The 21,332-nt window shown below is 68.1% G+C and carries 18 protein-coding genes; 9 read left to right on the top strand and 9 right to left on the bottom strand.

What is annotated here, in order from left to right; genetic code table 11:
* The first annotated feature begins 53 nt into the window (after positions 1 to 53).
* Entirely contained in the window at positions 54 to 2,369 is a 2,316-nt protein-coding gene (locus ABL844_RS03555; protein ID WP_418130500.1) for a TonB-dependent siderophore receptor, read from the top strand.
* A 136-nt stretch (positions 2,370 to 2,505) separates the two neighbouring features.
* The gene (locus ABL844_RS03550) at positions 2,506 to 5,490 is read left to right on the top strand and encodes a GH92 family glycosyl hydrolase (protein WP_418130499.1); all 2,985 of its coding nucleotides are present in this window, start codon (positions 2,506 to 2,508) and stop codon (positions 5,488 to 5,490) included.
* 32 nt (positions 5,491 to 5,522) lie between these two features.
* Here ABL844_RS03550 and ABL844_RS03545 read toward each other — a convergent pair whose 3' ends face one another.
* Positions 5,523 to 6,224 (bottom strand): response regulator, encoded by a 702-nt coding sequence (locus tag ABL844_RS03545; protein WP_418130498.1) that lies wholly within the window; start codon positions 6,222 to 6,224, stop codon positions 5,523 to 5,525.
* 243 nt (positions 6,225 to 6,467) lie between these two features.
* On the opposite strand from ABL844_RS03545, the gene ABL844_RS03540 reads away from it, so the two are divergent.
* The gene (locus tag ABL844_RS03540; RefSeq protein ID WP_418130497.1) at positions 6,468 to 7,802 is read left to right on the top strand and encodes a DotU family type IV/VI secretion system protein; all 1,335 of its coding nucleotides are present in this window, start codon (positions 6,468 to 6,470) and stop codon (positions 7,800 to 7,802) included.
* On the top strand, positions 7,799 to 8,899 hold the full coding sequence (locus tag ABL844_RS03535) for a type VI secretion system protein (RefSeq protein WP_418130496.1): 1,101 nt from the start codon (positions 7,799 to 7,801) through the stop codon (positions 8,897 to 8,899). The genes ABL844_RS03540 and ABL844_RS03535 overlap by 4 nt, the downstream gene beginning before the upstream one ends.
* 15 nt (positions 8,900 to 8,914) lie before the next feature.
* Here ABL844_RS03535 and tssJ read toward each other — a convergent pair whose 3' ends face one another.
* Positions 8,915 to 9,427, bottom strand: a complete 513-nt coding sequence (gene tssJ / locus ABL844_RS03530) for a type VI secretion system lipoprotein TssJ (RefSeq protein WP_184639897.1) — start codon at positions 9,425 to 9,427, stop codon at positions 8,915 to 8,917.
* Positions 9,428 to 9,498: 71 nt separating this feature from the next.
* Here tssJ and tssA point away from each other — a divergent pair, with 71 nt between their 5' ends.
* The 5 genes from tssA (at position 9,499) to ABL844_RS03505 (ending at position 13,948) form a co-directional block, all read left to right on the top strand.
* A complete protein-coding gene (gene tssA / locus ABL844_RS03525) occupies positions 9,499 to 10,542 on the top strand; it encodes a type VI secretion system protein TssA (RefSeq protein WP_418118974.1) in 1,044 nt (347 codons plus the stop codon).
* 54 nt (positions 10,543 to 10,596) lie between these two features.
* The gene (gene tssB / locus ABL844_RS03520; protein WP_108142618.1) at positions 10,597 to 11,112 is read left to right on the top strand and encodes a type VI secretion system contractile sheath small subunit; all 516 of its coding nucleotides are present in this window, start codon (positions 10,597 to 10,599) and stop codon (positions 11,110 to 11,112) included.
* 37 nt (positions 11,113 to 11,149) lie between these two features.
* Positions 11,150 to 12,643: a type VI secretion system contractile sheath large subunit gene (tssC, locus tag ABL844_RS03515; protein ID WP_126025742.1), complete on the top strand. Its 1,494-nt coding sequence runs from the start codon at positions 11,150 to 11,152 to the stop codon at positions 12,641 to 12,643.
* Between the two features lie 204 nt (positions 12,644 to 12,847).
* Positions 12,848 to 13,327 carry an Hcp family type VI secretion system effector gene (locus ABL844_RS03510; RefSeq protein ID WP_126025741.1) on the top strand — a complete coding sequence of 160 codons (480 nt, stop codon included), beginning with the start codon at positions 12,848 to 12,850 and terminating at the stop codon, positions 13,325 to 13,327.
* A gap of 81 nt (positions 13,328 to 13,408) precedes the next feature.
* The gene (locus ABL844_RS03505) at positions 13,409 to 13,948 is read left to right on the top strand and encodes a peptidoglycan-binding domain-containing protein (RefSeq protein WP_126025740.1); all 540 of its coding nucleotides are present in this window, start codon (positions 13,409 to 13,411) and stop codon (positions 13,946 to 13,948) included.
* Positions 13,949 to 14,042: 94 nt separating this feature from the next.
* Here the strand turns inward: ABL844_RS03505 and ABL844_RS03500 are convergent, their stop codons facing one another.
* The 7 genes from ABL844_RS03500 to ABL844_RS03470 all read right to left on the bottom strand — a co-directional run bounded on the left by ABL844_RS03500 (position 14,043) and on the right by ABL844_RS03470 (position 21,330).
* The gene (locus tag ABL844_RS03500) at positions 14,043 to 14,837 is read right to left on the bottom strand and encodes a PP2C family protein-serine/threonine phosphatase (protein WP_126025739.1); all 795 of its coding nucleotides are present in this window, start codon (positions 14,835 to 14,837) and stop codon (positions 14,043 to 14,045) included.
* A 79-nt stretch (positions 14,838 to 14,916) separates the two neighbouring features.
* Entirely contained in the window at positions 14,917 to 16,581 is a 1,665-nt protein-coding gene (gene tagH / locus ABL844_RS03495) for a type VI secretion system-associated FHA domain protein TagH (RefSeq protein WP_418130495.1), read from the bottom strand.
* Positions 16,582 to 16,670: 89 nt separating this feature from the next.
* The gene (locus tag ABL844_RS03490) at positions 16,671 to 16,838 is read right to left on the bottom strand and encodes a hypothetical protein (RefSeq protein WP_184639903.1); all 168 of its coding nucleotides are present in this window, start codon (positions 16,836 to 16,838) and stop codon (positions 16,671 to 16,673) included.
* Positions 16,839 to 16,851: 13 nt separating this feature from the next.
* Positions 16,852 to 18,126, bottom strand: coding sequence for a TIGR02270 family protein (locus tag ABL844_RS03485; protein ID WP_418130494.1), 1,275 nt, complete (start codon positions 18,124 to 18,126; stop codon positions 16,852 to 16,854).
* 12 nt (positions 18,127 to 18,138) lie between these two features.
* Positions 18,139 to 19,065, bottom strand: coding sequence for a hypothetical protein (locus ABL844_RS03480; protein WP_418130493.1), 927 nt, complete (start codon positions 19,063 to 19,065; stop codon positions 18,139 to 18,141).
* Between the two features lie 29 nt (positions 19,066 to 19,094).
* On the bottom strand, positions 19,095 to 20,276 hold the full coding sequence (locus tag ABL844_RS03475) for a PAAR-like domain-containing protein (RefSeq protein ID WP_184639905.1): 1,182 nt from the start codon (positions 20,274 to 20,276) through the stop codon (positions 19,095 to 19,097).
* Position 20,277: 1 nt separating this feature from the next.
* Positions 20,278 to 21,330: a hypothetical protein gene (locus tag ABL844_RS03470; protein ID WP_418130492.1), complete on the bottom strand. Its 1,053-nt coding sequence runs from the start codon at positions 21,328 to 21,330 to the stop codon at positions 20,278 to 20,280.
* Positions 21,331 to 21,332 lie beyond the last annotated feature (2 nt).

The following is a 21,332-nucleotide window of genomic DNA, read 5'->3' as shown; positions in this document are numbered from 1 at the left end:
CCACCCTGCTCTCCGCGCTGCTGCTGGGTATCGCGGCGGGATGGGCTGCGCCCATGAATTCCGCGCGCGCGCAGGCGCAGCCGGCGGATGTTCCGGCGCGCGCCAGCTTCGACATTCCGGCCGGCGCACTGGAAGACGCGCTCAGCAGCTTCGCGCGGCAGGCCGGCATCACGCTCTCCTTCGATCCGGCGCTGGTGCGCGGAAAGAATGCCGCCGCCATACAGGGCCGCCGAACCGTGGCCGAGGGCCTGGCCGAGCTGCTCTCGCCGCACCGGCTCGAAGCCGTGCCCGGCACCAGCGGCGCCTATGCGGTGCGCCAGGCCACGGGCACGCCCGCAGCGGTCTCCGGGCCCAACGCCCTCCTGCCCACGCTCACCGTCAACGCGCCGGGCGAGCGCGCCGACGGCCAGGTCGAAGGCTACGTGGCGCAGCGCAGCGCCACGGCCACGCGCACCGACACGCCACTGCTGGAAACCCCGCGCGCCGTCACCGTGGTCACGCGCGCGCAGATGGACGACCAGGCCGTGCACACCGTCGAGCAGTCGCTGCGCTACTCGGCCGGCGTGCTTACCGAAGTCGCGGGCTACGACACGCGCTTCGCCTCGCTCACGGTGCGCGGCTTCGCGCCGGCCGAGTACCTCGACGGCTTCAAGCTCCCCACCAACAGCTTCGCCACGCGCTGGCTGGTGGAGCCGCAGGCGCTGGAGCGCGTCGAGCTGCTGAAGGGGCCGGGCGCGGTGTACGACCCGTCGGCGCCCGGCGGGGCCATCAACATGGTGTCCAAGCGGCCCTCGGCGGAGGCGGTGCGCGAGGTGAGCGTCTCGTTGGGCAACCGCAACCGCCGGCAGGGCAGCTTCGACATCGGCGGCGCGATGAACGCGGACGGCAGCCTCCTCTTCAGGCTCAACGGCGTGCTGCGCAACAGCGACGGCCAGACCGACTACTCCCGCGACGACCGCAGCTTCATTGCGCCCTCGCTCACGTGGATGCCCTCCGCGCGCACCAAGGTCACGCTGATGGCGGAGGCCACGCGCGACCGCACCACGCCCAAGAGCATCTGGCCGCAGGGCGCGCTCATCACGCCCAACCCCTGGGGCAGCATTCCGCGCGAGCGCTACATCGGCGAGCCCGGCTACGACCGCTACAACCGCGACGCGTTCTCGCTCACCTACCTCTTCGAACACCAGCTCAGCGACAACTGGACGCTGCGGCAGAACGCGCGCCACGCCAGGCTCGACATCGACTACCGGCAGGTCTACGGCACCGGCTTCCAGAGCGACCTGCGCACGCTCGACCGCATGGTGATGCGGGTCGACGAGAGAAACCGCACCAGCACGCTCGACACCCAGGTCGAAGGCCGCTTCAGCACCGGCGCCGTCTCGCACACGCTGCTGATGGGCATGGAGTACCAGCGGCAGGCCAGCTCGCAGCAAGGCGGCATCGGCCCGGCGCCCTCCATCGACGCCTTCGCGCCGGTGTACGGACAGCCTGTATCAGACCCGCCCGTGAACGGACTGGGCGACAACAGCATCACGCAGCGCGGCTTCTACGTGCAGGACCAGATGCGCAAGGGGCCGTGGTCGCTGGGTCTCACGGTGCGGCAGGACCGCGCGCGCAGCAGCGTCAACCGGCTGGTGAGCTCGTCCTTCGGCATCGACACGAACACCAAGACCACCTACAACGCGGGCCTGCTGTATCTCGCGCCGAACGGGCTGGCTCCCTACTTCAGCTACGCGACCTCGTTCACGCCGCTGCCGGGCGCCATCCCCAACGGCACCCTGCTCAAGCCCGAGCTGGGCCGCCAGTTCGAGGCGGGCCTGAAGTACCGGCCGCCCGGCATCGACGCGCTCTTCACCGTGTCGGTCTTCGACCTGCGCAAGAGCAACTCGCCCGTCTTCGACCCGTTCGTCATCGGCCCGGTCTCGCAGATCGGCGAGGTGCGCACGCGCGGCCCCGAGTTCGAGGCGCGCGCCGCGCTCACGAAGCAGCTCAAGCTGGTGGCCAGCTACACGCTGCTCGACGCCAAGGTCACGCAGAGCCTGAACCCGGCGGAGATCGGCAAGCAGCCGCTGAACACGGCGCGCCAGACCGCCTCGCTGTGGCTGGACTACCGCTTCGGCAGTCCCGCGCTGAAAGGCTGGAGCGTGGGCGGCGGCATACGCCACGTCGGCAAGGTGCCGGCCAGCACCGACAACAGCAGCTACAACCCGCCCTACACGCTGGTGGACGCGGCGCTGCGCTACGAGCAGGGCCCCTACAGCTTCGCGCTGAACGCCACCAACCTCACCGACAGGAGCTACGTCGCGGGCAACGGCCAGTACTTCGGCCAGCGGCGCGCGGTGCAGGCGAAGTTCACCTACCGCTGGTAGCAACGGCCGCAGCTCGCCGTTCCCTTGTTGCGTTCGCAACGCTGCATTGCTTGCGGGAAAGCACAGGCGCCGCTTGCGCGCCCCGTCCCTAGACTGAATCGCGCAGCGTGCTGCGATTTCGAAAGGGAGCAAACAGATGAGCATTCGAAGACTGCGCCAGCTCGCGCTGGCCATGGGACTTGCATCGCTTGCCGCTTGCGGCGGCGGTAGTGGCGGGTCGAACGGCTCGTTCCTGCCGTTGCCCGGAACGGGCGCGGGAACGGCGCCTCCATCGACGACGGGGGGCACCGCCGGCGACGCGTCCGGTGGTAGCGCAGGAACCACGGCAACAACGACGACAGCGTCGACCACGGGCTCCGACGGATCGAATCCTTCCGGGCCCGCCGCCTTCGCCAGGCAGCCGCTGGCGAACTACGTCAACATCATGCGCGGCGCCAATTCGAGCGGCGACTTCACGCGGGGCAACACCTTCCCCGCCATCGCGGTGCCCTTCGGCTTCAACTTCTGGACACCGATCAATCGCAACGACAACAACTGGTTCTATCAATTCCACACCAGCACCGGCGAAACCTCCGACGGCGCGCTCATCAAGACGATCCAGTCCTTCGCCGCGGTGCACGAACCCAGCCCGTGGATCGGCAACAGGCAGTCGCTCGCGATCATGCCCATCGGCGACCTGGGCAGGCTCAATCCGGACAACCGCGCACAGACCTACTCGCGGGCCAAGGAAGTCGCGCACGCCCACTACTACAGCGTGATCTTCGACAACGGCATCCGCACCGAGATCACGCCCACGGACCATGCGGCCTACTTCCGCTTCACCGCGCCTGCCGCCATGCCGACCTCCACGGTACTGTTCGACCGCTTCGCCGGCGAGGGCTCCGGCAACCTCTCGGTCGACACGGCCGCCAATGCGGTATCGGGCACGGTGGACAACAACGGCGACAAGAACGCGCCGCTCATGTACTTCTACGCGAAGTTCGACGCGCCCATCACCGCGTCGAAGAACATCGACACCGACAGCATCAAGACCTGGGTGCAGTTCGCGACGCCGGACGGTGCGAAGGTCGTGGGCATGAAGATCGCCACCTCCTTCATCAGCGTCGACCAGGCGAAGGACAACCTCGCGCAGGAGATCGGCGACAGGAGCTTCGACGACGTCCGGCAGCTGGCGGCCGCGGCGTGGGACGACAAGCTCAACACGGTCCAGGTGGAAGGCGGCACGGAAGATGCCAAGGCCTTCGAGCAGAAGAAGATCACGCTCTACTCGAACATGTACCGGGCCTTCCTGTACCCGAACTCCGCCTGGGAGAACGTGCGCGATGCGGCGACCGGCAAGGGCTCGCCGACCTACATGAGCCCCTACCTCCCCGGCACGCCGAAAAGGCAGGGAAAGATCTGGGTCAACAACGGCTTCTGGGACACCTACCGCACCACCTGGCCGCTCTATACGCTGCTCGTTCCACGCCAGGCGGGCGAGATGCTGGACGGCTTCGTCAACGCCTACAAGGACGGCGGCTGGGTGCCGCGCTGGTCGGGCCCCGACTACCGCGACAGCATGGTCGCCACCAGCTCCGACGTGATCTTCGCCGACGCCTACCTCAAGGGCGTGCGCAACTTCGACGCCGACGCGGCCTACGCCTCGATGCTGCGCAACGCCTCGGTCAACAGCACCGACGGCGCCAAGGGCCGCAAGGGCATGAACAAATCCGTCTTCTACGGCTACGTGCCCTCGGACACGATGTCGCGCGAGAGCGTGGCCTGGTCGCTGGAGGCCGACCTCAACGACTTCGGCATCGCCCAGATGGCCCAGGCGCTGAACAAGCCCGACGACCATGCCTACTACATGGACCGCGCGCTGAACTACACCCGCCTCTTCTCGGACAAGGGCGCGGGCGCCTGGGCCGGCAAGTGGTTCCGCGAGAAGGACAGCACCGGCCAATGGACCGACGACGGCACCACGCCCGACGACTGGGGCTACGGCTACACCGAGGGCAACGCCTGGTCGTACCAGTTCCTCGCGCCGCAGGACGGCCAGGGCCTGGCCAACCTGCACGGCGGGCGCGCGCAGCTCAAGGCCAGCCTCGACACCTTCTTCTCCGCGCCGACCTACCTGCAGCCCGGCAGCTACTGGACGGTGATCCACGAGATCAAGGAGGCCCACGTGGTCAGCCAGCTGGCGGGCGTCGGCCAGTACCAGCATTCCAACCAGCCGGTGCACCACTCGATCTACATGTACAACTACGCGGGCGCGCCTTCGCAGGGCCAGAAGTACCTGCGCGACGTGATGAGCAAGCTCTACACATCCGGGTTCGACGCCAACGGCCTGTCCGACGGCAGCGGCTACATCGGCGACGAGGACAACGGCGAGCAGTCGGCCTGGTACGTGTTCGGCGCCATGGGCTTCTACCCGGTGAGCATGGGCCGGCCCGAGTACGCGATCGGTGCGCCCTACTTCCCGAAGATGGTGGTGAGCCTGGAGAACGGCAAGCGCATTGTCATCACCGCCCCCGGCGTGAGCGACACCAACCGCTATGTGCAGAGCCTGCGCCTGAACGGCCAGCCGGTCACGCGCAGCTACCTGCTGCACAGCGAGATCGCCGACGGCGCGACGCTGGAGTTCGTCATGGGTGCGCAGCCCTCCTCGTGGGGCACGGGCGAGAACGACGTGCCGAGCTCGATCACGCAGGGCAGCGCGAAGCCCTCGCCGCTGAGGTCGCTGCTGCCCACCGGGGCCTACACGGTGTCGTCCAGCGCAACCGGCCAGCTGGCGAACGTGTACGACCGCAGCTCCGACACCGCCTGGCGGAGCACGTCGGCCAACGCATGGATCGAGGCCGACGCCGCCACGGGCCAGCCCGCCAGCGTGCCGAAGATCTACACCCTGACCTCCGGCACGCAGGACGCAGGGCAGGACCCGAGAAGCTGGAAGCTCAAGGCATCGAAGGACGGCGTCGCCTGGGTCACGCTCGACGAGCGCAGCAACGAGAGCTTCACATGGCGCCAGCAGACCCGCCCCTTCGCGCTGAAGGCGGGCACCGAGTCTTACAGCAAGTACCGCATCGAGTTCGACAACACCGGCACGATGACCGTGGCCGAGTTCGAACTGCTGGTGCAATGAAAGGAGAAAGGAGCCGCAAGGCGCGGCTCCGCTCAGGCCTGCTGCGCCTCGGTCAGCGCCTGGGCGGCCACCACCGCCTCGGTGCGGTTGCGCACGTTGAGCGCGCGGAAGATCGCCGCCAGGTGGATCTTCACCGTGCCCTCGCTGATGCCAAGGCTGCGCCCGATCAGCTTGTTGGGCTTGCCCTGCGACAGCAGCTGCAGCACCTCGACCTGCCGCTCGGTGAGCACGCTGCGCAGGTGCTCCAGCGTCTGGGTGCCGCCACCACCGCCACCACCGGTGCCGCGCACCATCGCCTCGGAGCCCGCCTGCTGCGCCATGCCGGCCACGATGCCGGGGGGCACTGCCGTCAGCATCATCGGCGGCACGTACACGCCGCCGGCCAGCACCAGCCGCACGGCCGAGAGCATCACGTCGGGAGAGTAGGCCTTGGGTATGAATCCGAGCACGCCGCGCTCGAGCGCGTTGCGCATGATGGCCGGGTCTTCGTAGCCCGACAGCACGATCACCGGCACGGCCGGATGGCGCTGGCGGATCTCGTCGATGTGGGCCTGGCCGTCGGCGCCGGGCATGTTGAGGTCGATCAGGGCCAGGTCGAGGTCGTCGGTGGCTCCGGCAAGCAATTCGTCGACGCTCATCGCCAGGACGAATTCGATGCCGGGCTCCAGCTCCGACAGCTTGGCTTTGACCGCCTCGATGACGAGCCGGTGGTCGTCGGCGATCAGTATTTTCATGATGTCTTTTCCCCGTATCCCAGCGTGCGAAGCACGGCAGACGCTGAAGATACCGGCGAAAGCCCCGCGCAGCAAGGCCGGCGGCCCCACCAACGGCATAGACCCCAAGCGGTATGGCGCCCCTTGCAAGCCCTTTGAAAGAATGGCCGCCTACTCGAAGGAACCGGGGACATGGGCATGTGCCATCGCTGCAGACGCCGGTGCAAGGCATCCTTCGCAACGCATGAATGAGCGGGCCCGCCCATGGCCCGCCTTCTCGACTGTTTCTCCAGCTTCATCTCATCCGGCCTCGCGCTGGATGCGTCCATCGCGTCCGGCGCGCCACTGCTGCCGCACGATGCGGCGCAGCAACGGGCCCGCCAGCAACTCGACGCGGCACGCGCCGCCGCCGAGGCCGCCGGCACGCCCGCCGCGCAGATCGAGTCGGCCTCCTTCGCCATGGTGGCCTGGATCGACGAGATCCTCGCGCGGCACCCGGACGCGGCCGGCGCGACAGGCACCGCCGCTCCCCTGCAGGTGCAGCTATTCAACTCCAACAACGCCCACAGCGAGTTCTTCCACCACCTCTCGACCCTGGGCCCCGACGACGACGCGGTGCGCGAGGTGTACTGGCACGCGCTGGCGCTCGGCTTCAGGGGACAGTACTACTTCGAGGACGGCGACCATGGCGAACTCGGCAAGCTGAAGGACCTGCACGGCCGCCAGCTGCTGCTGCGCCCGCTGTCCATGGGCAGCCTGCTGCAGGACCACATCGCGCCGCAACCCTACGAGGCGCCCGACCCGCGCGGCCCCAACGACACGCGCCGGCGCGACCGCACCCTGCTGCTCGGCGCCGCCGCCCTGGCCTTGGCGCTGCCGCTGCTGTACATGCCGTGGCTGTGGTCCGGCGGCCCGCCAGCGGCCGCCACCGGCCTGGCCCAGCGTGTCGAGCAGCACCTGCAGGCTTTCGCCTGCGCCGACCTCACGGCCAGCGTCGACCACGAGGGCCGCACGCGGGTCACCGGCTTCGTCTCGCAGCCCGGAGACCTGCCGCGCGTCGAGCACGAAGTGAGCGCCCTGCCCGGCGTGAAGTCGCCGCGCTTCGACATCGGACTGCGCGTGTGGCCGCATTGCGAGGTGTTCGCCATCCTCAAGCCCTACCAGGCGCGCAACACCGAGAAGGCCTACGGCCTCGATGTGAGCGCGCCCACGACCCGCGACGGCCGCCTGCGCGAGGGCGACAACGTGCGCGTGCAGGTGACCGCGCCGCGCCACGACAGCTACATCTGGGTCGACTACTACACGGCCGACGGCTCCGTCATGCATCTCAACGCCGGGCAGCAGCCTACGCGGCTGCACGCGGGCGAGGTCCTGGAGATAGGCCGCGACATCCCTTCCAGCTGGCTGGTGAGTCCGCCCTTCGGCAGCGTGCTGATCACCGTCCTTTCGTCGCCCACGCCCCTCACCGAAACCGCCGACCGGCCGCCCTTCGAGCTCGCCTCCGCCTACCTGCTGAGGTTGCGCGAGTCGCTCGCGGCCAGCAAGAACAGCGACCGGCTGATCGCCGACTTCGTCTTCCTGGAGACCGTCTCGCGATGACCGGCCTGCTGCTGTCGCCCGCCGACCGCTTCTGGCTGCTGCTGGCGCTGTGCCTGCTGGGCTTCGGCCTGCTGTACGCGGTGGTGCGCGATGCCGGCCGGGGCGCGCGCCGGCGCGGGCTGCGCAAGCGCCTCGCCGCGCTGGCCGAACCGGCGGCCGATGCCGGCGGAACCGCACTGGCCGTCGACACGCTGAAGGAAAGCATGACGCGGGCGCAGCAGGCCATGCGCCGCGCGCCATGGGCCAGGCCCTCGGCGCCGGTGCCGTGGTTCCTCTTCTTCGGCGATGCATCGGCCAACCTCGCGGGGCTGCTCGCGACCGCGCACGCCGAACGCACGGACGCCGCATCCGGTGCCGCCTGGTGGCACTGGTGGCTGACCCATCGGCTGGTGGCTATCGAGATCGATGCGGGCGCGGTCGGCGACAAGGCGGGCACGCCGCAGTCGCGCAGCCTCTGGCTTCACTCACTGCTTGCGCTGGCCGAGCGGCGCGACCGCCTGCCGCTCAACGGCCTCGTGGTGGCCGTGGCCGCCGGCGACCTTCTGGATGCCGACGCCACGGAGCTGAAGTCGCTCGCCGCGCGAACGCGCCGCCTGCTCGGCGAAGCCAGCGACGGCCTGCGGCTGCAGATGCCCACCTACCTCGTCGTGACCGGCCTCGAACGGCTGCCGGGCTATGCGACCCTGCGCGGAGCGCTGCCGCCCGAAGTGCTTGCGCAGGCACTGGGACACAGGCTGACCGATCCTTCAGCCTTCATCGAGACTCCGGCTGGCGAGCGGCTGGACACCGTGTTCGAGCCCATCGCTCAGCAGCTGCACGCGCTGCGCATGTCGCTGCTGCGCGAGCAGCCCGGCCCCACCGGCCGGCTCGCCATTCATGAGTTCGTGGAAGCGGTGCGCGCCCTGCAGCCGGGGCTGCGCCAGTTCGCGCAGGTGCTGTTCGAGAACCACAGCCGCGGGCCGCGCGCGCCGCGCTGGCGCGGCTTCTATCTCACGGCATCCGCGTCGGACGCGGCCGGCGGCGCCTTCGTGCACGACCTGTTCGAGCACTTCCTTCCCGTCGACCAGCCTTTGGTGCGGCCGGGAAGGCCGTCATGACCGGTAGCGCACGGGCTACCTGGCGTCCACGCGCATCGCACGCGCGCCGAAGGTCACATCGAGCGACTGCGCCTTGCCGGTAACCACCGGGCGCACCTCGCGCCATCGTGCGCGGTCGAGGTCGCGGTAGGCCGCCATCACGCCCATGGACTTCGCATCGGGCGGCAGGTTGAAGTCGAGCTTCTTCGTCTCGCCGGGCCGCAGCAGCACCTCTTCGCGCTGCACGAGCTCGGCGCCGAGCGTGGCCTGGTCCTTCTCGAACAGCGAGAAGAAGTCGGCGCCTTCGAAGGGGCCGGGCGACTTCAATGCATACACGCGCACCGTGAGCGGAGATGCGCGGCCGCGCGCATCGGGATTGGCGTCGGCGCCCGCGGTGAGCGTGACGGCCACCGTGGTGACCACGGGCTTCGCGGCGCATCCCGCAAGCAGAAGACCGGCTCCAGCAAGGCCAAGAACGGCGATGTGGCGCCGCGTTGCCGCGGCAAGGAAGCCCTCATAGGACGAATGGTGTGTACCCAGCGTGCGCATGCTATTCCCTTCGTTGCATTGACCGGTCAAGACGCATCTTTGATTATCACCAGCGAACTCCGATAGGCAACATGCTGAACAACGAACTCGCTGCAACACTGCTCGCGCCCATCGGCGATGCATCGCCGTGCGGCGACGATCTCGAGTACGACGCGGACTTCATGGCGCTGGTCGCGGACGCGCAGGGCAAGCCCGAGCAACAGTTCGGCGACACGGTGATCCCCGCGGTCGAGCCCGAGTGGCGCGAGGTGGGCGAGAAGGCCGGGAACATCCTGCGGCGCAGCAAGGACGTGCGCGCCGCCGTGCTGCTGCTGCGCGCCTCCACCCGCCTGCAGGGCGTGGAAGGCTTCGCCGCCGGCCTGCGGCTGCTCAACGGATTGCTCGACACCTTCTGGGACGGCATACATCCAAAGCTGGATGCCGACGACGACAACGACCCGACGATGCGCCTGAATGCGCTCGCGCCGCTGACCGACGAGACCATGGGCCTGCGCGACCTCTACGAGGCGCAGGTCGGCGTCGCGCGCGGCGTGGGGCCGATCCGCGTGCGCGACATCGCCATCGCGCACAACGCGCTCACCGCCGTGGGCGGCGAAGCCACCTACTCGATGGCGCAGGTGCAGGGCGGGCTGGAGGCCATCCAGTCCGAGCGGCCCGATGCCATCCAGGCAGCGCTGGGCGTGCCCGCGCTGGTGGAGCAGCTGAAGAAGCTCATCGCCGAGCGCACAGGCCGCGCCGATGCATTCGACCTCGACCCGCTGCGCTCCATCGCGCGCGTGCTGCAGAAGGCCTGCGCCTCCGCCAGCGGCTCGCCGGCAGATGCCGCCGCCGCGCAGGACTCCGGCGGCGCCGCGGCGGATGCACAAGCCAACGGTGCCGCGGCCGCGCGCCCCGCCGCCGCGCGCGGCGAGATACAGAACCGGCAGGACGCCGTGCAGATGCTCGACCGCGTGATCCGCTACCTGGAACAGGCCGAGCCAGGCAACCCCGCGCCGCTTCTGATCGAGCGCGCCAAGAAGCTCATCGGAGTGAGCTTCCTCGAGATCATGGCCAACCTCGCGCCGAACGCGATGGACACCATTGAAACGGTCACGGGCCGCCGTCCTTCCGAGTAAGCCCCGACCACCACCCCGCATCCGTCCCCATTCACACCCGCAAGGAGCATCTCCATGGCCAAGAGCAGTCAGAAATTCATCGCCCGCAACCGGGCGCCCCGGGTCCAGATCGAGTACGACGTGGAGCTCTACGGGGCGGAGAAGAAGGTGCAGCTGCCCTTCGTCATGGGCGTGCTGGCGGACCTCTCCGGCAAGCCGGCCGACCCGCTCGCGCCGGTGGCAGACCGCAAGTTCCTGGAGATCGACGTCGACAACTTCGACTCGCGCATGAAGGCCATGAAGCCGCGCGCGGCCTTCGCGGTGGAGAACTCGCTCACCGGCGAGGGCGACCTGAAGGTGGAGCTCACCTTCGAGAACATGGAAGACTTTTCGCCCGCCGCGGTGGCGCGCAAGGTCGGCGCGCTCAACAAGCTGCTGGAGGCGCGCACGCAGCTTTCGAACCTCGTCACCTACATGGACGGCAAGGGCGGCGCGGAAGAGCTGCTGGCCAAGGTGCTGGAAGACCCGGCCCTGCTGCAGACGCTGGCCGCGAGCAAGAAACCCGAGGACGGCAGCGCCCCCGCCGCCTGAGTCGACAACCATCAGAGCACACGAGGAGTAGATCACCATGGCCGAAGCACTCGAACAGAGCGCGCTGAAAGATGTCGCGTACGCTGGCAGCGACTTTTCGTCGCTGCTGCAGAAGGAATTCAAGCCGCGCAGCGACGAAGCCAAGAGCGCCGTCGAAGCCGCCGTGCTCACGCTGGCGCAGCAGGCGCTGGCCAACAGCACCATCATCGGCAAGGACGTGACCAAGTCGATCCAGGCCATGATCGCCGCGATCGACGCCAAGCTGACCGACCAGGTCAACAAGATCATCCACCACCCCGACTACCAGAAGCTCGAGAGTGCGTGGCGCGGCCTGCACTACATGGTGAACAACACCGAGACCGACGAGAACCTCAAGATCCGCGTGATGGACATCTCCAAGCAGGAGCTGGCCAAGAACCTCAAGAAGTTCAAGGGCGCGGCCTGGGACCAGAGCCCGATGTTCAAGAAGATCTACGAGCAGGAATACGGCCAGTTCGGCGGCGAGCCCTTCGGCGCGCTGGTGGGCGACTACCACTTCGACCAGAGCCCGCCCGACGTGGAGCTGCTCGGCGAGATGGCGAAGATCGCCGCCTCGGCGCACGCGCCCTTCATCACCGGCGCCAGCCCCAACCTTATGCAGATGGAGTCGTGGCAGGAACTCGCGAACCCGCGCGACCTGACCAAGATCTTCTCCACCCCCGAGTACGCCGGATGGCGCAGCCTGCGCGAGTCGGACGACTCCAAGTACATCGGCCTGTGCATGCCGCGCTTCCTGGCGCGCACGCCGTACGGCGCCAACACCAACCCGGTGGAGGAATTCGACTTCGAGGAAGACACCGCCGGCGCCGACCACAACAAGTACGCCTGGGCCAACGCGGCCTACGCGATGGCGACCAACATCAACCGCTCGTACAAGCTCTACGGCTGGGGCTCGCGCATTCGCGGCATCGAGTCGGGCGGCGCGGTGGAGAACCTGCCGCTGCACACCTTCCCGAGCGACGACGGCGGCGTGGACCAGAAGTGCCCCACCGAGATCGCCATCAGCGACCGCCGCGAGGCCGAGCTCTCGAAGGCGGGGCTGCTGTCGATGATCCACCGCAAGAATTCCGACTTCGCGGCCTTCATCGGCGCCCAGTCGCTGAACAAGCCGGCCGAGTACGACGACCCCGACGCCACCGCCAACGCCAACCTGGCGGCGCGCCTGCCCTACCTCTTCGCCTGCAACCGCTTCGCGCACTACCTGAAGTGCATCGTGCGGGACAAGATCGGCAGCTTCAAGGAGCGCGAGGACATGCAGCGCTGGCTCAACAAGTGGATCATGAACTACGTGGACGGCGACCCCGCCAACTCCTCGGAGATCACCAAGGCCCAGAAGCCGCTGGCCGCCGCCGAGGTGGTCGTGGAGGAAGTGGAAGGCAACCCGGGCTACTACACCTCCAAGTTCTTCCTGCGCCCGCACTACCAGCTGGAGGGCCTCACCGTCTCGCTGCGCCTGGTGTCGAAGCTTCCCTCGGCCAAGGGGGGCGCCTGAAGCACCGGAAGGAAGAAGAAGAAAAAGAGAAGAAGAAAAGAAAGCTCGGAACGGGCCGTTTTTTCTTGAAATTCCCGATCCCATTTCGTTCTATCCACAGCTGCCGGGGACCGGCCCCGCCGACAAGCCTCCGGCAGCACAAGCATCCGTCTCGATCATCAACAGCAACTGCCCGAACGCAATCGGGTTCCAAGGAGTAGGAACATGTCTTCTGACTTTCACATCAAGCTCGACGGCGTCAAGGGCGAGTCTTCCCACAAGGACCACAAGGACGAGATCGAGATCTCGTCGTGGACCTGGAACGTGAGCAATTCGTCGGGCGCAGGCTCCGGCGGCGGCTCGGGCAAGGGCAAGGCCACGCCCGGCGAGTTCCACTTCACGCACGTCTACGACAAGGCCTCCCCGGTGCTGGCCAAGAACTGCGTGAGCGGCAAGCACTTCAAGGACATGGTCCTGACCTGCCGCAAATCGGGCGAAGGCCAGCAGGAGTACCTGAAGGTCACGCTCAAGGAAGTGTTCATCTCCATGGTCGGCCCCGGCGGCGCCCAGGGCGGCGACGTGCAGGAGCAGGTGTCGTGCTCGTTCAAGGACATCGAGTTCGCCTACAAGGCCCAGGACGACAAGGGCGCGGCCGGCGGCGAAGTCAAGTTCGGCTGGAACGTCGCGACCACCGAGACGCGCTGACGGACGACGGACCCGCCGGGCACGGCATCGGGCGCGCCAGTGCCCGGTGCGGTTCCCACGCGTCCTCACCGGAGCAATGCAATGGCATTCAGCACCCCACTCATCGGCAAAAGCGGCGCTCTGCTCACCGCCTACAACATCGACTGGTCGGTAGGCCGGATCGGCTCCAACACGCGTGAAGACGTGATGCTGGTGCAGGCGCTGTTCAAGATCTTCTACTACGAGCTGCTGGGCTTCAACCACGACCTGGACCCGCCCCCGGGCCAGACCGAGGTGATCGTCGTGGACGGCTACTACGGGCCGGTCACGCAGAAGCACATCACGCACTTCCAGACGCAGGCGATCGCGCTGGGACAGAAGGTACTGCCCGACGGCATCTTCGATCCGTTCCGCGAGCCCGGCGCCTCCAGCACGCTGAGCAAGACGCGCTATGCGCTCGACCTGCTCAACAACGGCTGCGCCAACTGCTGCAAGGAACAGGGCATCGACAACTACACCAACCTGCCCAATCGCAGCGACATGCCGGCGCAGTTGCGCAACGCGCTGAAGAAGGTGAAGAAGACGGCGAGCAAGTACACCTACGTCGCGCCCCAGACCGTGCCGAGCACGGGAGGCGCCTGAACGGACAGCCGACCCGGCTGGAACGACAAGGGCCCGGAGCGATCGCTTCGGGCCCTTCTTCTTTGCCTCTTTCCTTGCCTCGAGACGGAAATCCTCAGCAATCCGTGGACGCAACGTTCTCCGGCATCAGCCGCGTCACGTCGTCGCCGTCGTCCTCGATCACCCACAGCGTGAGCGCCGTGTAGTTGTCGTGGCCCGGCTTGGCATTGGCCTTGACCTGCGCGTCGATCAGCTCGGTCCACTGGCTGGGCGTGCGTGACGCGTGCAGCGTGTCGATCAGGCATTCGTCGCCCAAGGGCTCCCATACGCCGTCGCTGCACAGCAGAAGCACGTCGCCGGGCAGCAGGCGCATGCGCTCCGACACCGCTATGTCGGGCGCCTCCTCGATCGAGCCCAGCGCCGACAGCAGCATGTTGCGCTGCGGATGCAGCCGCGCGCCCTCCTCGTCGAGCATGCCGCCGGCCACCATCTGCTGCACCAGGCTGTGGTCGGTGGTGCGCGCCACGATGGCACCGCCACGGAACAGGTAGGCGCGGCTGTCGCCGCTGTGCACCCAGGCGAGCGCCTGGCTTTCGAGGTCGATGGCCGCGAACACGATGGTCGAGCGCATGCCCGCGAGCTTGCCGCCTTCCGCCTGGCGTGCCACCACGTCGCGGTTGGCCTGTTCCACCAGGCCGCGCAGCGTGGCTTCGTCCAGCCCCGGCGCGGCCGAGAAGCCGCCGAGCATGCTGGCGCGCGCGGTGGCCGCCGCCACGTCGCCGCCGCCATGGCCGCCCGCACCGTCGGCCACCAGGCAGGCAACGTAGCGCTCATCGTGCCAATGGCCGTGCACGTCCTCGTTGTAGGTGCGGCCTCCTTGCCGGGAGAGCGTGACGATTTCGATTTCCAAGCGGGGTGCCTCGCGATGGCTGGTGTTGTTGTGGTGGCTTCGACCGGGGTCGTCGTTCTTCCTGTTCCGGCTCTTCTACCTACTGACCGTCGGACTTCAGGCGCGCCATCTGCTCCTCGTAGGCCTCGAGGAAGGCCTTGCCGAAGAGGCTGTGGAAGTCGTCCTCCGCCTCGCTCGCGATGCCGCCGTAGAGCGACACGAACTGGTCCCACAGCTTGGCCTTGCGGTTGGCGCTGAAGAGCGCGTCGAGTGCCGTCTTCGCACTGATCTTCTTCTCCAGCTCCGCAGGCTCGAAGCGCGCGATGACATGGGCCAGCGCGGCGCGCATGCCCACCATCACGCCGAACTGGTGGGCGCGCAGGTCATTGAAGGCATCGCGCATCGCGGCCTCGGGCGGCATGAAGCCGCGCACGCCGGGGCCCAGCAGGTGCGCCAGCGCCACCTCGACCGTGGGCGAGAACTTCAGCGGGTTGTTGGCCTGCGCCGCGATCATCGTGACCTCGGCGCGCACCTCGCGCTTGAACTCCTGGCGCGTGAGCAGCAGCTGCAGCGTGCCCTCGGTGGCGCTGCGCAGCATCGAGCCGATGCGCTCCATCAGGCCCGGCGTGAGCATCTCGGGCGGCTGGTGCGTGCTCGCGAGGCCGCGCAGGAAGGCGGCGAGCAATTCGTCGTCGCTGGCCATGCGCTCCGGTGCGGGTGCGGCGGGGCGTGGAACCGGCGCCGGCGCCGGAGGCCGCAGCGGTTCCAGCGGCCTGCCCGAGCCTTCCGGCCCGCTGATGCGGATCGGCTGGCCGGTCATGTCGTCGAACTGTGCCGGCGACGGTGCAGGCACGGGCACCGGGGCGGGCGGCTTTGGCGGCTCGACGGCCTTGGGCGGAGTGAAGCCGAACTGGTCGATCGGCAGATGGTCCGGCCGCGGCACGGGCGTGGCCGGCGCCGCCTGCTGCAGGGCCGCCAGCGGATCGGCGTTCGATGCGGTGTTCGGCTGCAGCAGCGGATCGGCCAGCGGCGACAGCGCGAGCGGATCGCCGCCGATGCCGCCGCCACCGCCCACGCCGCCGAAAAGCTCGTCGATGTTCGCCGCCTTGCCATGCGCGGGCGGCGCACCGAGGTCGGAGAAATCATCGAGCGCCCCGAGGCCGGCCGCCGGCGTCGACGAAGGCGTGGGCCCGAGCAGATTCGCGAAAGGATCGACCTGCGCGGCTTGCACGTTGCGCGAGCCGCTTTCCATCGGGTCGGGAAAGAGCAGCGAATCGGGCAGCGCGGCCGCGGGAGCCGCCACTGCGGGCACAGCCGGTGCCGGCGCAGGAGCGAGGCCCGCGAGCAGGTCGGCGAAGGGATCGTCGCTCGACGACGCGGCAGCGGCAGGCGCGCCCGCGGGCGCCCCGATCACCGTGTTGGGAATGGCCAGCGAAGGCGGCGGCGCGGCGGCGGCCGTCGCGCGCACCGTGAGCTCGAAGCTCCCGACCACCAGCCGCGCGCCATCGGTCAGCGCCGCCTCCTTGCCCGAGCCCAGCGACACGCCGTTGCACTGCATCGGGTTGCTGCCCCGGTCGATGACGAAGTACTGCCCGTCGCGGCACAGCACCTGCGCATGCACGCGCGAGACCGTGCGGTCGGGATCGTCGAGCACCAGCGTGTTGGTATCGGCCCGGCCGATGGTGCCGCCGTTGGGGCCGAAGTCCGCAGAGATGGACTGCCCCGCCGGAGCGCCTTGCCGGGTGATGACAGCGATATGGATCATGAATCGGCCCCCGAAGGCTCTGTGCCTGAATGCACCCGAACAAACTCGCAAGGAGTATTCATTCCGTGGGACATGTTGGCAATCTCGCCTTAAGAGGTATGCCATTGCAGCCAGGCTGCTACGGTTGTGAAGATGGCGGCGATGAGGAGCCAGGTGCGGGTGGCGGGGTCCTTCGCGCCGCCCCTTCTCATATACCGCACCGCGGCCGCGGCGAAGAACACGATGGCCAGCACGGCCAGGATGAAGGCTGCAGCCATGGCGGAGGCGTGTTCAGGCAGGTGCCAGGTGGTCGAGCCACCGGCGCTGGCGCCAGGCCGGCGCGCCCGTGGGAAAAAGCCGGGTTCCCGGATGCAGAAGGCACAGGTACTCGGCCGCGGCGATGCGCTGCCGCTGGAAGCCGCTGCGTAGTACCTGGACGCAATGCGTCCACGATGGTGGCGCGCCCATGAAGTAGCGCGCACCGGGCACGAAGCCTTCCGCGTTGCGCGACCACCAGCGTTGCACCCGCTCAGGGTCGGGCCAGGGCAGGCCTTCGTCCTCGTCCATCTCGACATCTTCGTGCGCCGCTTCATCGTCGGCTCCGGCGAATGTGCCCGCGACCGGCGCGCGCTCAAGATCCAGCGCCGCGAGATCGGCTCCCGTGATCAGACTGAAGGATTCGCCCGCCAGGCGCGACAGCACAGGGTCGTCCATCTGGCGAATCAGCCAGGGTACGGCCTGCGGGTCACCCAGAACGCCCGCCGCGCGCATGGCCTGGCGCAGGGTATCGGGGCTATCGAGCAACGCCTTCAGGACCGGTGCCGCCTGGCCGGGCTCGATCCATTTGAAGAGCGCCGCCACTGCGGCATCGAGATCCGGGCCGGGCATGCACGCGATGCCGCCCAGCGCTTCTACCGCGGCATGCCGGTCGCCCAGCCACAGGGCCGTGCGAGCCGCCTGGAAGCGGCATCGATCGTCCGGATCCCCGAGCGCCGCCAGGCATTCGCCGAGCAGATCAGTGCGTGCACAACGGCCGGCGGCACCCAGCCCCTGGGCACGCAGCGCGGCATCCTCGCCGCAGGCGATGGCCACGGCCAGTGCCTCGCCGGGGTCCACGCCGTGCGCTTCGCAAGCCGCAATGCCGATGCGACGCGCGAATGTGCGCGGCGACGCCTGCAGCTGCGCAACCAGACCCCGAAGCGACGCGCCCGACGTCCAGCCGAAGGCGCCCGCCACGCCGGGCTGCACGGACGGCTCAGCCTCGGCTAATGCGAACAACCTTGCCAGGACGTCTGTCGCACTGTGGGCGATGGCGAGCCAGGTCGTGGCAAAGACCGCACCGACACCAGGCTCGGCGAGTGCAGCCTCCACGCATCGCACTCCATGGCCGCCCGCGACCACCAGGCCGTCGAGATGCGCTGCAAGGCGTTCGTCGAGACGGCGCAGATGATGCAGCCTGACATGCGGCGCGCTCGACAGCGACAGCCGGATCTGGGCCAGCACGGCACTCTCATCCGCATGCTGCTGCACAACGACGGGAATCGGTGTCGCGGACGGCATGTGCATCGCGTCGGCCGTTCAGAACAGTCGCGTCCAGCGATGCGCGGCCATCTCGAAGACCTCGGTGAAGCCGATCGACCACATCACGCCGTCGGCCGCGCTCAAGTGGTAACAGCTCGTGGGCGGGTCTTCCGCAGGCTGGAACGGCTGCAATCCCCGTGCATCGATCACATACAGGAGGTGGGTGGTCGACAGATAGATGCGATCCTCGAATGCCGCCATGCCCCAGAAAGTTTCCTCGGTGACCGTGTGCTCGACGATCTCCCAGTTCGTGCCCCGCCCCTTCACCACGACGCCCATCTTTCCGCATGCATAGACATGGCCGTCGGGTGCGCAGATCACCTTGTGCAATGCCACGTTGGTGGGGCTTTGGAACTGCTGCCAGCGGGTTCCGTTCCAGCCCCAGATTTCGCCGTCCCAGCCGACGGCATATACCTCCTGGTCCGAAAATCCGTCAATCGATTCGAACGACTTGTCGGTGAGCGGCTTGCCGTCGGCGGCCTGCGCCGTCGCGTCGATGCAGCGCCAGTGGCCCGGGCCCTCGCGCAGATAGCACTGCCGCCCGGTACCCACCGCATAGGCCCGCCCCCGCGCCACGGCGCGCACCTCGCGCAACGGGCCTCGATGCGAAGGATCGAGCTTGCCGTCGTGGATCGGTGGCTCTTCGGCGTTTTCGCCCCCGCCCAGCACACGCACCTGCCCCCACTGTCCCACCGCGATCAGGCGCTCCTGCGGCTGATGGCATATCGCAACGGAGGCTACCGCCCAGTGCAGGTCGATGCCGCCGACCTTGCCGCCGTCGATGGACAGGATGGTCGAGTGCGGCACTTTTTCCTTGGCCAGCTTCCGATCGGTCACCACAAGGTAGGCAAGGTCCGCATACCGCACGCAGCCTGTGCTGATCGCCAGGCGGGCGGTATCGAGTTGCGCAATGTCGGTCAGCATCTTCAGGCTCCTAGCTGGTCATGCGTGCGTCAGCGCGTCGAGACGGACGGGACGCCCATCTCCGCGGCGATGCGGTTTCTCTCGGCCACGTCCGAGGTCATCTCGACGTTCGCGTTGATCTGGCGCCGGTCCGCTGTCGTCTGCGCGTTCTCGTGATAGCGGTTGAGCTGCGCTTCCAGGCAGCCGGGCGAGCAGTTGGATTCGGGGAAGGTCTTCTGCACGGCGGCTACGCCCGCGGAGGTGGCCTCCGTCAGTGTCCACTTGCCGCTCGGATGGGTCGCGGCGACCACCCCCTGTCGCGTGTGCATCTCGCCGTGCGTGGCGGTGGTCTGGTTGGGGCCCTCCACGCAGATGCAAGGCGCAGCATCCACGTCGTACTTTGCCCAGCCCGTCTCGCGCGGCTGTTCGTTGCGCGGCTGCTTCGGAAACTCCGGCCCTTTCAGGAACGACGCCGCGTCGACGACATGATGGGGCGTCTGTCCCTTGCAGCACTTGCTCGGGTCATAGGGTGACAGGAAGCAGCGCAGTGCCTTCTGGCAGTCATTCTTCTTCACGGCCTCGGCATAGTTGTTCCATTCCTGGTCCGCGATGGTGTTGAAGCGCTTCCATTGCGGGTCGTCCTTGCCGCGGTCGTCCTTGACCCGCTTGCGCGCGGCCTCCGCGTTCTTCGCCTTCTCGTGGTCCGGGCAGGTCTCGTTCGGATCCGAGCCATCGGGGCAGTTGTCGGCCACCGCCTGCTTCTCGTCGTTGCAGGACTTGAGACCTTTCGCCATGGCCATGCGCGCCGCAAAGATCTGCGGCGGCGTGTTGGAGGTGGGCGAGGCATGGTTGTGCGTCGTCATGTCCAGATTGCGCACGACGTTCTCGCCCTCAAACTTCACATCCATGGACCACGCGATGAAGTAGACCTTGCCACGGTTCACCGAGGTGACCACGCCCTTCTTGGCTGCGCACCCCGCTTCATCGCCCATGCTCTGCTTGAAGTAGCTCTTGTTCTTGAGCATGACCTCCTGCCCGTTGACCTGCACCGTGCGGCTGCCGTCGGTGGTGTCCGAGTCCATGCCCGTGTTCGGGTAAGGCACCGGTACACCGGGTGGCGTCGCGGGGTTCTCGGGTGGTGTGAAGCACACGTCGGGAAACGCGCAGATGGACTTGCCCGCACCCGCCTTGCACGCGACCTCCTGGTTGTTGGCATAGACCTGGTTCGACATGTCACGCGTCTCCCTGCGCGCTGACCACCATCGCCACGCGGCGTCCGTCGTCGTTACTCGCGGCAATCAACACGGGATCACCCGGCGCGAAGCCCTTGCGCGCGGCCGCGAGCGCCATCGCCATGCAGACCGCCAGCTGTGCCGCACCGACTTCGCCCACGCAATCCGCCGGATGCCACAGGTCCATGAACTCGTGCCGGCCGCGCAACAGGCGGCTGGTCGCCAAATCGAACTCCTTGAACCCGTACTGCTCGCCGTTCAGGGTGGCGATACGGTAGCCGACCTGCGCCATCGCGAGGCCCGCCATGTCCAGAGCACCCTTCATCGCCTGCATCAGGCCCTCGCCTCGCAGCGGCAGATCCGTGTCGATCGACGCGGGCTCGTTGCCATAGCCGATCCCCAGGCAGGCGATCTGAGGTATGGGCCAGTCGTGCCGGGCCGCTGGCGCGGCGACCAGCAGCGCTCCCGCAGCCTCGCCCGGCACGAAACCGTTCGAATTGGCGTCACCCAGCAATCGGTCTTTCGCGCCATAGGCGTCGAGCGTGGCAGAGACAAGCAGACTGTCCACCGCCACGATCAGCACCTGCGATGCCTCACGCGCGGCCATCAACCGGTGCGCCTGCGCCAGGGCCAGCGCGACACCGACTCGCCCCTGCGGAACCACGCCCGACAACAAGGGATGGAGCGGCACGCCCAGCACCACTTCCAGCTCCGCGAACAGCGCGTCGTCCAGCCCCTCCAGACGACCGGGCCTGTCCTGCTCGGCTACGCACAGCAGCAGGGGCAGCGGTGCTTGAAGGGCTTGCGAGGCCACCTGCATGCGCGGCGCGAGCACCTGCGCCGCAGCCATCGACGCCATCTCGACGAGGCGCGCTCGGCCACGCCAGGGCTCAGGCATCGGCACCTGCTGCGCCAGCAGCCATTTGCCATCGCCGCCGACGAAGCGCGTCTCGGTCGGATTTGTCACGCTGGCTCGAATCGCAGCGCAGGTCGCCTCGGCGGACAGACCGACGCTCGTAACAAGTCCCGCGTCGACGATCGCAATCGGAGACATGG

The sequence above is a fragment of the Variovorax sp. 278MFTsu5.1 genome, assembly GCF_048305045.1.
GTDB lineage: Bacteria > Pseudomonadota > Gammaproteobacteria > Burkholderiales > Burkholderiaceae_C > Variovorax > Variovorax guangxiensis.
The sequence above is the reverse complement of the archived record's forward strand: the minus strand, read 5'-3'. Positions and strand labels throughout refer to the sequence as shown.

What these genes read in the sequence shown, in the direction of transcription:
- ABL844_RS03555 (WP_418130500.1), top strand. Translation starts at nt 54, where the DNA reads ATGAATTCCGCGCGCGCGCAGGCGCAGCCGGCGGATGTTCCGGCGCGC.
- ABL844_RS03550 (WP_418130499.1), top strand. Translation starts at nt 2,506, where the DNA reads ATGAGCATTCGAAGACTGCGCCAGCTCGCGCTGGCCATGGGACTTGCA.
- ABL844_RS03545 (WP_418130498.1), bottom strand. Translation starts at nt 6,224, where the DNA reads ATGAAAATACTGATCGCCGACGACCACCGGCTCGTCATCGAGGCGGTC.
- ABL844_RS03540 (WP_418130497.1), top strand. Translation starts at nt 6,468, where the DNA reads ATGGCCCGCCTTCTCGACTGTTTCTCCAGCTTCATCTCATCCGGCCTC.
- ABL844_RS03535 (WP_418130496.1), top strand. Translation starts at nt 7,799, where the DNA reads ATGACCGGCCTGCTGCTGTCGCCCGCCGACCGCTTCTGGCTGCTGCTG.
- tssJ (WP_184639897.1), bottom strand. Translation starts at nt 9,427, where the DNA reads ATGCGCACGCTGGGTACACACCATTCGTCCTATGAGGGCTTCCTTGCC.
- tssA (WP_418118974.1), top strand. Translation starts at nt 9,499, where the DNA reads ATGCTGAACAACGAACTCGCTGCAACACTGCTCGCGCCCATCGGCGAT.
- tssB (WP_108142618.1), top strand. Translation starts at nt 10,597, where the DNA reads ATGGCCAAGAGCAGTCAGAAATTCATCGCCCGCAACCGGGCGCCCCGG.
- tssC (WP_126025742.1), top strand. Translation starts at nt 11,150, where the DNA reads ATGGCCGAAGCACTCGAACAGAGCGCGCTGAAAGATGTCGCGTACGCT.
- ABL844_RS03510 (WP_126025741.1), top strand. Translation starts at nt 12,848, where the DNA reads ATGTCTTCTGACTTTCACATCAAGCTCGACGGCGTCAAGGGCGAGTCT.
- ABL844_RS03505 (WP_126025740.1), top strand. Translation starts at nt 13,409, where the DNA reads ATGGCATTCAGCACCCCACTCATCGGCAAAAGCGGCGCTCTGCTCACC.
- tagH (WP_418130495.1), bottom strand. Translation starts at nt 16,581, where the DNA reads ATGATCCATATCGCTGTCATCACCCGGCAAGGCGCTCCGGCGGGGCAG.
- ABL844_RS03490 (WP_184639903.1), bottom strand. Translation starts at nt 16,838, where the DNA reads ATGGCTGCAGCCTTCATCCTGGCCGTGCTGGCCATCGTGTTCTTCGCC.
- ABL844_RS03485 (WP_418130494.1), bottom strand. Translation starts at nt 18,126, where the DNA reads ATGCACATGCCGTCCGCGACACCGATTCCCGTCGTTGTGCAGCAGCAT.
- ABL844_RS03480 (WP_418130493.1), bottom strand. Translation starts at nt 19,065, where the DNA reads ATGCTGACCGACATTGCGCAACTCGATACCGCCCGCCTGGCGATCAGC.
- ABL844_RS03475 (WP_184639905.1), bottom strand. Translation starts at nt 20,276, where the DNA reads ATGTCGAACCAGGTCTATGCCAACAACCAGGAGGTCGCGTGCAAGGCG.
- ABL844_RS03470 (WP_418130492.1), bottom strand. Translation starts at nt 21,330, where the DNA reads ATGTCTCCGATTGCGATCGTCGACGCGGGACTTGTTACGAGCGTCGGT.